The 12,209-nt window shown below is 59.5% G+C and carries 8 protein-coding genes; all 8 read right to left on the bottom strand.

Features of this window, described 5'->3' with window-relative positions; all coding sequences use genetic code 11:
- Positions 1–324 precede the first annotated feature (324 nt).
- A complete protein-coding gene (locus tag EDB94_RS04580; RefSeq protein ID WP_108017585.1) occupies positions 325–2,151 on the bottom strand; it encodes a long-chain-acyl-CoA synthetase in 1,827 nt (608 codons plus the stop codon).
- Positions 2,152–2,214: 63 nt separating this feature from the next.
- Complete coding sequence (locus tag EDB94_RS04575) at positions 2,215–3,042, bottom strand: NAD(P)-dependent oxidoreductase (RefSeq protein WP_008174063.1); 828 nt, start codon at positions 3,040–3,042, stop codon at positions 2,215–2,217.
- On the bottom strand, positions 3,039–5,009 hold the full coding sequence (locus EDB94_RS04570; protein ID WP_108017584.1) for an acetyl/propionyl/methylcrotonyl-CoA carboxylase subunit alpha: 1,971 nt from the start codon (positions 5,007–5,009) through the stop codon (positions 3,039–3,041). The genes EDB94_RS04575 and EDB94_RS04570 overlap by 4 nt, the downstream gene beginning before the upstream one ends.
- Before the next feature lie 152 nt (positions 5,010–5,161).
- Positions 5,162–5,983 carry an enoyl-CoA hydratase/isomerase family protein gene (locus tag EDB94_RS04565; protein WP_108017583.1) on the bottom strand — a complete coding sequence of 274 codons (822 nt, stop codon included), beginning with the start codon at positions 5,981–5,983 and terminating at the stop codon, positions 5,162–5,164.
- A 22-nt stretch (positions 5,984–6,005) separates the two neighbouring features.
- Positions 6,006–7,166, bottom strand: a complete 1,161-nt coding sequence (gene atuD, locus EDB94_RS04560) for a citronellyl-CoA dehydrogenase (RefSeq protein ID WP_014577830.1) — start codon at positions 7,164–7,166, stop codon at positions 6,006–6,008.
- 544 nt (positions 7,167–7,710) lie between these two features.
- The gene (locus EDB94_RS04555; RefSeq protein ID WP_108017582.1) at positions 7,711–9,327 is read right to left on the bottom strand and encodes an acyl-CoA carboxylase subunit beta; all 1,617 of its coding nucleotides are present in this window, start codon (positions 9,325–9,327) and stop codon (positions 7,711–7,713) included.
- Positions 9,328–9,337: 10 nt separating this feature from the next.
- Complete coding sequence (locus tag EDB94_RS04550; protein WP_108017581.1) at positions 9,338–10,204, bottom strand: SDR family oxidoreductase; 867 nt, start codon at positions 10,202–10,204, stop codon at positions 9,338–9,340.
- Between the two features lie 150 nt (positions 10,205–10,354).
- The gene (locus tag EDB94_RS04545) at positions 10,355–12,151 is read right to left on the bottom strand and encodes an acyclic terpene utilization AtuA family protein (protein WP_108017580.1); all 1,797 of its coding nucleotides are present in this window, start codon (positions 12,149–12,151) and stop codon (positions 10,355–10,357) included.
- Between the last annotated feature and the right edge of the window lie 58 nt (positions 12,152–12,209).

Raw genomic sequence — 12,209 nt, 5'->3', positions numbered from 1 at the left:
TGTGAGGTTGACGGTTGGAAGCACTTCCCAAAAACCGCTACGAGCACATCCATGTGCGCTTGGCGTCGGCCATCCATGGCCGCCGACATTTTTGGGAAGTGCTCCCAACCGGCAACTTCGGGAATCAGTGGTATCTCTGAGTATCAAGACTATAACGCAATAGCCCGGTGGTGAGGGTGGGTGCCTCCTCCCAAAAATGTAGAGGGCCATGGACGGCCCGAAACAAGCGCACACGGACGTGCTTGTAGCGGTTTTTGGGAGGAGGTGCCCACCCTCACCAATCCGCTAATCCATAAGGCTAGGGCCCAGACAAAAGGCCAATCATCAAAACCGGACCGAAGCCGAGTCAATCTCCGAAACCAGCTCCGGCGTCAGCAGGGTATACCCATCAGTCCCGGGCAACCAGGCATAGACTTCCTCGCCGTCCCTAAGCGAATAGCCCAGCTTCTGGATATCCACCTTGCGGTATTTGAAGGTTCCGGTTTTCTCGATGGCGTGGGTGATACGCACAAACACCGGTACTGCATAGGCCGGCAGATTGTCCCGCAGATAGGCGAATAATCTGTTCACGTCGAACTCTCGGCCATTGCTGTGGGGAACCAGGGTCACCATGCCGGCCTTGCCGTTGGTGCCGGGGATCTCGACGCCGTAGACGATGGCTTCCTCGACCATCCCCGAGCCGTCGATGATGTTTTCCACTTCCGTCGTTGAGACGTTTTCGCCCTTCCAGCGGTAGGTATCGCCCATACGGTCGACGAACTGCAGGTGGCCGCACCCGATTTCCTTCAGGACATCGCCAGTGTTGAACCAGGCGTCCCCCTTCTTGAAAGCGTTGCGGAGGATCGATTTTTCCGTGGCCTCTTTCTGGGTGTAACCCTCGAACGACCATTTCTTGGTGATCTCGCCGATCAAGAGGCCGGGCTCGCCTTTTGCGACTTCCTGCATGAAGCCTTTTTCGTTACGAACGGGATCCCGTGTGCCGTCGTGGAATTTCACCAGCTTGTAGGGGGCGGTGGAAAAGCCCACGGTGTTGTCCATGTTGAAGAAGTTGCTGAAGCCGATGTTGCCTTCGCTGGAGGCGTAAAGCTCTGCGACTGTCTCTATCCCGAAGCGCTCCTTGAATTCCTTCCAGATGGACGGGCGGAGGCCGTTGCCGATCATTTTGGTGAGGCTGTGGTTCCGGTCCTGTTCGCTGGGTGGCTGGTTCAGCAGGTAGCGGCAGAGTTCGCCGACGTAGCCGAAGGTGGTGGCGTGGTAATAGCGAACGTCGTCCCAGAAGGCGCTGGCGGAGAACTTGCGGCGCAGGACAATGGCGGAGCCACCGGCCAGGACGGAGCCCCAGCAGACCAGCAGTGCGGTGCCGTGATAAAGGGGGAGCGTGCAGTAAAGAACGTCCTCCGGCTTCATGGCCAGAGACATCAGGCCAAACCCGCCGTAGGCCATTATGAATTTGCGGTGTGAGCCCGGGGCGGCCTTGGGCAGGCCGGTGGTGCCGGAGGTGAACAGGTAGATGGCGGTATCGCCCATTTTCGGCGCATCGCTGAGAACCGGGGCGTCGCTGTTGAAGGTGCTGACCTGCTCGGCCATGTTGGCGTAACCGGTTGGTGCGTCCCCAAAGGCGTTCAGCGTGTTGGTGTCTGCCAGAAACTGGAATGGCTGGGGATGGGCGGTCTTGAGATCTGTCCTTATGCCGTCGAACGCCTCGACCAGTTCCTCGCCAACCACCACCATTTTGGGCTCGATCAGGTTGATGCTGTGTTCGAGTACCTTGCCTCTCTGGGAGGTATTGAGCATGGCGCAGGCGACGCCGAGTTTGGCTGCGCCGGCTACCACGGCCAGCAATTCGGGGCGGTTTTCAAGGAAGATCGCAATGGCATCCCCTTTGGCAAGCCCTTGGTCCTGCAGGTAGCGGGCAATGCGGTTGGCCCAGCCATCCAATTCGCTCCATGTGATCGAGCGGTCTTCAAACAGAATGGCGGGCCGGCTTCCCAGGTTCCGGGCATTGCTCTCGATAAGAGTGCCGAGCGTAAGCTCACGGTTCTCGTTTTTCAGGGCATAGTAATACAGCCCCCGGGTTATGGCCGGCAAGCGCCGGAATATTCCGGGCAGGCTGCGGGCAATGTCTAATGCGGATACGTTGTCTTGGCTCATGGTTTTTCCATTGGTCCCTTTTATTGTGTGGACATTGAGCCCGGAACAACGCATGCCTCGGGTTCAGTCCAGAAACAGGTCCGGCATCAGGGGCTTATCGCCCGGCTCATACCGGTAATGCTCGAAGTCGGTGATACCGTCCTGCCGTAGCAGGTCCTCGTCGATCAGGGTCTGACCAGTCATAGTCTCAGACGACCGGTTGAGGATGCTGACAGCAGCATCGGCCATGATGTCCGGCTTCCTGCCCTGGGCCATCATCTGGGGCCCGCCAACCTCAAATTCGATGGCTGCCGTGGCAATCAGCGTTTTTGGCCACAGCGTGTTAACCGCAATGCCGTACCGCCTGAACTCCTCCGCCATGCCCAGGCTCAGCATGGTCATGGCGTATTTTGTGGTGGTATAGGGGCCATATTGGGCGAACCACCGGGTATTCAGATTCAGAGGCGGCGACAGGCTCAGGATATGAGCCCGGTCCGACTGTTTCAGCCAGGGCAGTGCGGCCTGGCTGCAGGCCATGACGGCCCGGGCATTGACCTGATGCATCAGGTCGTACCGGCTGACCTTGAGGTTTTCCACACCGGTTAGCCGAATGGCGCCTGCGTTGTTTACCAGTGCGTCGATGCCGCCAAAATGCTCGCCGGCCTCATCAATGCGCTGGCGGATCTGTTTTTCATCCCGGACATCCAGAACCAGCGGTAGCGCTTTGCCTCCAGCATCCCGAACTTCCTCCGCCACCGTATGGATCGTGCCTGGCAGCTTCGGATGAGGCGTGTCTGATTTGGCGGCAATCACTACGTTCGCGCCCTGACGGGCGGCGGCGAGGGCGATGGCCCGGCCGATGCCACGGCTGGCGCCGGTGATAAAAACGGTACGATCACGCATGGTACTCATGCCTCGTTCTCCTGTTCGGCCGTCTCGTTGGCGGTTATCTGGACCAGTAACTGACTGCGTTTCACCTGATCGCCCTTGCTCGCAAGAATCTCGGCGACTCTGCCGTCCCGGTCTGCTTTTACCGGATGCTCCATCTTCATGGCTTCCAGTATCACCAGCGTATCGCCCTGGTGAACGCTCTGACCAGCCTCAACCAACACATCAATGATGGCGCCATCCATGGTCGCCTGGATGCGACCGCTGCCCGCGCCGCCAGCAGTCCTGGCTGGTTGGTGGGTAACATCGCGAACCGACCAGGATTGCCCGAACGCTTGCAAATATAGGGAATCGCCCTGGCGGTGATATTGGCAGGCCTGACGAACGCCGTTGTCGATAATGCACAAATGGCCATCCCTCTGGCTTTCAAGTACCAGGGAATGCCGGGTTTCGCCCATACTCACAGACAGCCGGCTGCCGCTGCGGGTCACCAGTAGCTCGACAGTGGTGTCGCCGGTTTCCAGCTTGATGGGCGTCATGGTGGCCGGCGCATTGCTCCAGGCGCTCTGGCCCGAAATGCTATGGTCGAGCACGCAGGCGGCCAGGGCCAATTGGCGAATGGTCAGGTTTTGCGGCTGAAGGGACGGATCGTCCTTGAAGGCCCGCTGCAGGAAGGCCGTGGTCGCCCCGCCGGCCCCGAAAGTCTCGTCTGCGATAATCCGGCTCAGGAAATGGCGGTTAGTGGTCACGCCGAACACGGTCGTGTCCTCAAGCGAGCGGATCAGCCGCCGGCGGGCTTCATCTCGGTTTTGGCCCCAGGCAATTACTTTTGCCAGCATCGGGTCGTAGTGGGGAGTGATAGCATCTCCAGATCGTACCCCGGTATCAAACCGTAAACCTTCGCCTTCGGCTGGTTCAAAGGCGTATAGCGGTCCAGTCTGGGGTGTGAATCCGTGGGCAGGGTCTTCTGCATAGAGTCGAACCTCAATGGCATGGCCATTCAGGTGAATATCGTCCTGGCCGAGCGGCAGCGGGCGTCCCTCGGCCACGTTGAGCTGCCAGGCGACCAGGTCCTGACCGGTAATGAGTTCGGTGACCGGATGCTCTACCTGCAGGCGGGTGTTCATTTCCAGAAAGTAGAAGTTTCGGTGCTTGTCGACCAGGAACTCGACGGTGCCGGCGCCTTCGTAGTTGCAGGCCAGAGCCGCTTTGACTGCAGCCTCACCCATGGCCTGTCGTAGTTCCGGCGTGACAAAGGGGGAGGGTGCTTCTTCCACTACTTTCTGGTGTCGGCGCTGTACTGAGCAGTCCCGTTCGCCGAGGTAGACCGCATTGCCGTGGCGATCCGCAAACACCTGGATTTCCACGTGGCGGGGCTCAATCACGGCTTTTTCCAGGATCAGTTCGTCGTCGCCGAAGGCCTGTTTTGATTCGGAACGGGCCCGTTTGATGTTGTCGGCCAGTTCGGATTCACTCTCAACCAGGCGCATGCCGCGGCCACCACCGCCGGCAGAGGCTTTGATCATGAGGGGGTAGCCGATGTCTTTGGCGGCGGCGATCAGTTCGTCGTCGTTGGCGTTGTCGCCTTCATAGCCAGGCACCACTGGCACGCCGGCTTCCTGCATGGCGATTTTGGATCGGCGCTTGCTGCCCATGAGTTCGATGGCCGAGGCGGGAGGGCCAACAAACACCAATCCGGCGTCTTTGCAGGCGTTGGCGAAGGCGGCATTCTCGGAGAGGAAGCCGTATCCCGGGTGGATGCAGTCGGCGCCGGTTTTGCGGGCGGCTTGAAGAATTGCATCGCTGTTCAGGTAGGAGGCGGATACCTGTGCCGGGCCAATGCAGACGGCCTCGTCGGCGAGTTCCACGTGCATGGCTTTGGCGTCAGCCTCGGAGTAGACGGCCACGGTGCGGTAACCCAGGGCTTTCGCGGTACGCATCACCCGGACTGCGATTTCGCCTCGGTTGGCTATTAACAGTTTTTTTAGCATGTTCTTGTTTTCCCCTGTGGAGTTCGCCGCGAGGCCGGAAGCCGTCTGGCTTCCAGAAAACCGCTACGAGCACATCCATGTGCGCTTGTTTCGGGCCATCCATGGCCCTCTACATTTTCTGGAAGCCAGACGGCTCCCAACCTCGCTCCGCATCATTCGGATTCGCCTGCCCAGGCTGGTGGACGTTTTTGCATGAAGGCCATGGTGCCCTCCGTTCCTTCGCTTCCCCGGATGGCTTCCGCAAATTTTTCAGCCGCGCTGTCCAGCAAACCGCTCATGGGTTCATGGCCAACCCTGTGTAGCAACGCTTTGGTTTCTGCCGTGGCTACCGGTGCGCAGTGGCGGACACGATCCAGAGCGCTTGTCAGCATCTCCTCCAGTTCATCGTCTGAAGAAGCCGCCTGGTGAACGATGCCAAGACTGCATGCTTCGTTTGCATCGATTCTCAAACCCAGCAGGGCCAGCCGCCGGGCCTGGGTGAGGCCGATTCGTTCAACCACAAACGGCGCAATCTGGGCGGGAATCACGCCGAGGGAGGTTTCCGGCATGCCGAACTTGGCGCTCGGCCCGGCGATGGCAACGTCGGAAACGCAGGCCAAACCGAATCCACCGCCCATGACAGCGCCTTCGGTGATCGCGATGACCACTTTCGAGGATTCGTTGACCTGTTGAATCATCTGGCCGAAGGCACGGTTCAGACGATAGAACGGGTCCGCCTCACCCTCGGCCGCTTTCTGGCCGCGGGCACCGGCCATGTCTTTGATATCGCCGCCGGCGCAGAAGTGCCCACCGGCGCCCCGAATGACGACGGCGCGAATGTGCAGGTCGTTTTCAATCTGGGTGAACACCGCGGACAGTTCCGCCACCATCTCGAGGCTCATGGCGTTGCGCACGTCCGGTCGGTTGATGGTGATAAACAGGGTTGGGCCCTGTTTTTCCAGAAGCAGTGTTTCGCAATGCGGTACCTGGTCCATAAGTGACTCCACCGTCCGTTTGTTAGTCGCGCTTCTTGCCCGGAAGGGTGCCCATCATCTTGCAGATAATTCCCAGCATGATTTCGTCGGCACCACCGCCGATGGAGACCAGTCGAACATCCCGGTGTGCCCGGGAAATCGGGTTGTCCCACATGTAACCGTTACCGCCCCAGTACTGCAGGCAGCTATCTGTAACCTCACGCCCAAGACGTCCGGCCTTGAGCTTGGCCATGGAGGCCAGGCGAGTCACATCCTTGCCTTCGACGTGCAGCTCGCAGGCTTGGTAGGTGAGGGCGCGCAGGGCCTCGACTTCGGTTTGCAGTTCGGCCAGGCGGAAGTGGATTACCTGGTTGTCGATCAGCGGCTGGCCGAAGGTCTTCCGCTCGCGACAGTACTCGATGGTCTTGGTGATGCAGTTTTCCAGCGCCTTGATAACGTTCGCCGCACCCCAGATCCGCTCCTCCTGGAACTGCAGCATCTGCATCATGAAACCGGTGCCCTCGGCGCCGATCCGGTAGCGCTGTGGCACACGGACGTCGTCAAAGAAGATCTGGGCGGTTTCGGAAGAGCGCATGCCGAGCTTGTTCAGGTGCGGGCTGAAGGAGATGCCCGGCGTTTTCGTGGGCACGATGATCAAAGACTTGTTCTTGTGGGGCTTGTCGTCCGAGGTGTTGGCCAGCAGGCAGATAAAATCCGATTTGGGGCTGTTGGTGATCCACATCTTGGAGCCGTTGATGATGTAGTCGTCGCCGTCTTTCCTGGCAGTGGTTTTCATCCCCGCCACATCAGAACCTGCGCCAACTTCACTGACGCCAATACATCCCACCATGTCGCCGGCAATGGCCGGAGCGAGGAAACTGCGTTTCAGTTCATCAGATCCAAACCGGGAAATGGCCGGGGTACACATATCGGTCTGAACCCCGATGGCCAGCGGCACACCACCACAATGGGCCATGCCAAGCTCTTCCGCAGCCACCAGGTTGTAGCTGTAATCCAGCCCCATACCGCCGTACTCCTCCGGCTTCTGGATTCCGAGGATTCCGAGGTTTCCGAGCTTTTTGAACAGTTCATGAATCGGGAATTCCCCGGCGGCTTCCCATTCGTCGCAGTGGGGATTGATTTCCTTCTCCACGAAATCGCGGACGGTTTTTCGAAGGGCTTCGTGTTCGGCTGTGAATTTCACTTTGTTGTTCTCCTGCTTATAGAAAGTTCGTGCCTTCGTTGTTGTGGAGCACGTTCTTTAGCTTGGGTGGCAGATGTGTGGGGCCGCTTCCAGAAAACCGCTACGAGCACATCCATGTGCGCTTGGCGTCGGCCATCCATGGCCGCCGACATTTTCTGGAAGCGGCCCCACACACCTGCCTATGTCTGTAAATTTGTTGCTGCCTGCTGACAGTTTTGTTGTTTTTGTAGGTCGGGTTAGCCGAAGGCGTAACCCGACAGATTGGCGGATTGGCCTGGCTTTTTTGTCGGATTACGCCTTCGGCTAATCCGACCTACGGTTGTTTTTTCGCATGCTTCGGCTGAAAAGCATGCTGGCTAAAAGCGTGACCTCTGCATTTCGACGAACTGGTTGGGGCACCCTGTCCAAAAATGTCGGCGGCCATGGATGGCCGACGCCAAGCGCACATGGATGTGCTCGTAGCGGTTTTTGGACAGGGTGCCCCAACCAGTTCCTCCCGCAAAACAAGAAATCCCAGAGGCGGGCCCCACCAAACCCAGAAAGCCTACAGGCGGGCCACCCCAAACGTATTAGGCCGCAACTGCCGAGCCTCCGCCTCTCGGCAAACGTCCAGAACCAAAGCCAGAACCCGCCGCGTATCCCGAGGATCAATCAGCCCGTCATCCCACAATCGGGCCGTTCCGAACAGCGCCGTTGAGCCTTCTTCCAGTTTCTTCGCCGTGGCCTGCTCCAGAAAATCCAGTGTCTTCGGATCCGGCTCCATGCCGCCGCGACGTTGCTTGTCTTCTGCCACTATGCGCATAACCTTGCCGGCCTGTGCCGGGCCCATAACGGCGGTTCGGCTGTTGGGCCAGGCGAAAATAAACCTCGGGTCCAGACCACGTCCGCACATGGCGTAGTTACCTGCACCATAGGAACCGCCGATGACAATTGCGACCTTTGGCACCCGACAGTTGGCCACAGCCTGGATCATTTTCGAGCCGTGTTTGATGATGCCGTTCTGCTCTGAGTGAGTACCCACCATGAAACCGGTGGTGTTATGCAGGAACAAAAGCGGCGTTCCGGCCTGGTCGCAGAGCTGGATGAACTGGGCGGCCTTGGCGGATCCAGCCGGGGTGATCGGGCCGTTGTTGCCGATGATGCCGACTGAATGACCTTCAATTCGGATGGTGCCGCAGACGGTCTGGTCGTCGAACTCGTTCTTGAAGTCCATGAACTTTGAACCGTCGGCAATGCGGGCGAGGATTTCGCGCACATCGTAGGGCTTTTTGGAATCCGCCGGGATGACACCCAACAGCTCCTCGGCCGGGTAGAGCGGTTCCTCCCATTGAAGCTCGCGCCGGGGTGGCAGCTGCTCGTTCCAGGGCAGGGCTTCGAGGATGTTTCTGGCCTGGCGGATGCCGTCGGCGTCGTCTTCGGCCAGGTATTCTGCCGTTCCTGCCACGGTCGCATGCATCTCCGCGCCGCCAAGTTCCTCATCGGTGGCAACTTCGCCGGTTGCTGCCTTCAGCAGTGGTGGGCCGGCCAGGAACATCTTGGCTTGTTCGCGCACCACGATCACGTAGTCGGACAGACCCGGCTGATAGGCGCCGCCAGCAGTGGCATTGCCGTGAACCACGGTGACCTGGGGAATGCCCGCAGCCGACATCCGCGCCTGATTGGCAAAGCCCCGGGCGCCGAGCACGAAAATATCGGTGGCGTAGTTCAGGTTGGCGCCGCCGCTCTCGGACAGGGATACCACCGGCAGTTTGTTTTCCATGGCGATCTGCTGCAGGCGCAGCGTCTTGTCCAGGCCGGCAGGGGTAATGGTGCCGCCTTTGATGGCGCTGTTGCTGGCCACCACCAGACAGCGGATGCCGCTTACATAACCGATGCCGGCGATGATCCCGCCGCCGGCAAGGCTGCCGTCCTTGTCGTCGTGCATCTTGTAGCCGGCCAGGGAGCAGAGTTCCAGAAAGGGCGTGCCGCGGTCCAGCAACCGGTTGATCCGGTCTCTTGGTAGCAGCTTGCCCCGTTTGGTGAACTTCTCCCGGGCGGCTTCCGCCAAATCCAGAACCTTTTGCTCAACGTCCCGGAACGTGGTGATGTGGGCGTCCATGGCTTCGGCGTTGGTGCGGAAGTCCTCGGACGTGGAGCTTACCGTGGATTCAAGTACCTGCATGGTCAGCTCCTCAGTCGTCGCTCAGAACTTTCGGGGTGATGGCCCGGTGAAAGCCGTTGTAGGGTTCGTTGTTCTTGGCTTTCGGTAACGGCCAGACCCGACCTCCCTGTGACGCAGCACCGTCGATCCGCAGACAATCCCCGCTGATAAACGCTGCGCCCGGGCTGAGTAAAAAACAGATGGCCGAGCTGACTTCGGCTTCGGTGCCCATACGCTTGATGGGCACGTTATCGCCGAGACTGCGGATCCACTGCTTCATGTGCTCGGGATAGTTATCCATGCCACTGGAAGCAATCCAGCCCGGAGCAACCGCATTGACCCGAACCCCGGACGCGCCCCACTCAACGGCGGCTGTCTGGGTAAAGTTCACCATGCCGGCCCTGGCGGCGCCGGAGTGTCCCATGCCGGGCATACCACCCCACATATCGGCCACGATATTTACAATAGCGCCCCCGGTTTTTGACAGCGCCTGGGTGTAGGATTCCCGTGCCATCAGGAAGCCGCCGGTCAGATTGGTTCGAACCACCGTCTCCCAGCCCTTCTGGTTGATCCCGGTCAGCGGCGCCTGGAACTGCCCGCCGGCATTGTTCACCAAACCATTCAGGCCTCCGTGTTCGGCAATGATCGCCTTCACCGTGGCCTTGACCGAGTCCTCTTCACGGATATCACAGACATGGGCGGACGCAATGCCGCCGTCCTCGGTGATCTCTGCTTTCACAGATTCCACTTTCTCGGCCTTGCGGCCGACCAGGGCAACCCGTGCGCCCAGGGCAGCGAGTTCATGGGCCGTACACCGGCCAATACCAGAACCGCCGCCGGTAACAATATACACCTGGCCCTTAAACAAGTCGGGATGAAACACAGACTGATAGCTCATAGTAACGAAGACCCTTTCAAAGTTCGGGCGCTCTGGTTGGTAGCGCGTTTCGGGACTGTGAGCAGCAAGGATGCTGCGATCAAGCCTACATGGATGTATTCACGGCGTGTCCCGGGACGCGCTATCAACCAGAGTGCATGCACCAATAAATCAATCTTTAACCAGACCAGAAGGAACAGGCACCGGAAACTCCAATAGCTGCTGGGCAAACGCCTTTCCCTGGGGATCAATCCGCAGGCTGGCCACTCCACCGCCGCCAAGGCTGTGCTCCAGCATGAAATTGATGGCCTGCAGACCGGGCATGGCCCAGCGGGTCACCCGGCCGGTTTCCGGATTCAGGGTATGGGCCATCCAGTCCGCAACCGCCGCTTCCGTCAGCGCGGTTTCAATGAACGGCAGAAATTCTGGTTTGCGGGCGATCACGCCAATGTTGGTGTGGTCGCCCTTGTCGCCGCTGCGGGCCCAGGCAAGCTTCACCAGCGGCACAGTGATATCCGTGTCGCCTGCATCGTGTGTGAACGACTGGGGCTGGAGGTCACTGCTATCGAAACCGCCGCTTGTCTCAACCTCAATGGCTTGCCGCTGGCCGCCCAGATCCACGGACACATCGACTTCCGTTTTCGGCACCAGGCATGAATACAACCGGATCTTCGGCCACACGGTCGGCCGACCACCCACAATCCCGGTGATGCCCGGTGCCATACCGGTGGCGGCCTGGGCAATCTCGCGGGAAAACAGCACAAGGGCCTCTTTCTTGGCATGGGCGGTGCTGATCTTGACCACTACTTCGCGGCAATCCTCGCCACGGCCATGAGCGCCATAGGTGGTTTCGGTACCCAGAAGCTCAATACTGGTCTCGCCGTAATCGGGCAGGCCACGTTCGCTGAACATGCGTGAGGTCTTGGCCAGAATTGCCTGTGCCACAGTCTGGGCCTTGGCCCTGGCATTCATTCCTGCCAGCAGGAAGGTGACCGTGCACTTGAAACCATCCGGCCAGGTGCCCGATACCTTGTAGCTGTCGGTGGGTGGCAGCCCCCGTGCGCCCCGAACCTGTACATGGTCTTTATCGGTTTCCTCCAGCTCTACACCTGTGAAATCGCAGGTAACGTCCGGCAGCAGATAGGCCCTTGGGTCACCGATTTCGTAGACCAGCTGTTCCGCAACTGTGCCACGACTAACCAGCCCGCCGGTGTCTTCGGGCTTGGTGATAAAAAAGTCGCCGTTGGCACTCACTTCGGCTATCGGGAATCCTATGTTGGCGTAGCCGCCAGCTACCGCTTCCCAGTCTGTGAAGTTGCCGCCGGTGGACTGGGCACCGCACTCGAGCAGATGCCCGGCCAGGCTGCCCTGGGCCAGTTTGTCGTAGTCTTGCCAGCTCCAGCCGAACTCGTGCACCAGCGGTGCCAATACCAGGGCACTGTCTGCCACCCGGCCGGTAATAACGATGTCCGCGCCCTGTTCCAGAGCCGCAACCAGACCTGGCGCTCCCAGATAGGCATTCAGGCTGACCATCATTGCGGGCATCGGTTGGCCGGAACCCATCTCCTTGACGCCCATATCTGCGAGATTTTTCTTTTTCATCAGAAGGTCGTCGCCCAGAACCAGGGCGATCTTCATGTCCACGCCGGCTTTTTCACAGAGAGCCTGAAGGGCGTCACGACAGGCCACCGGGTTGACGCCGCCGGCGTTGGCCAGCACCCGAATGCCCTTTTCCTTGATGTCTCCGAGCAAGGGGCCCATGACCGTCTGTACGAAATCCCGTGCATACCCCTGGGACGGGTCCTTCATTTTCTGGCCCGCCATGATCGACATGGTGATTTCGGCCAGATAATCGGCTACCAGATAGTCGATATTGCCCTTGTGGACGAGCTGCGCGGCAGCCGTTTCCGTGTCGCCCCAGAAGGCGGCGGAGCATCCGATGCGAACAGTGTTGGGGGATTCAGCCATCTTCCTGTGCCCTGTAAATGATTGCTGATTGAAAATGGGAGCGGTGGCGGCTTTGCCA

Origin of the sequence: Marinobacter sp. 3-2 (assembly GCF_003751355.1) — a bacterium.
GTDB lineage: Bacteria > Pseudomonadota > Gammaproteobacteria > Pseudomonadales > Oleiphilaceae > Marinobacter > Marinobacter adhaerens.
Note: the sequence above shows the minus strand (reverse complement) of the source record. Positions and strands in the feature narration are given on the sequence as shown.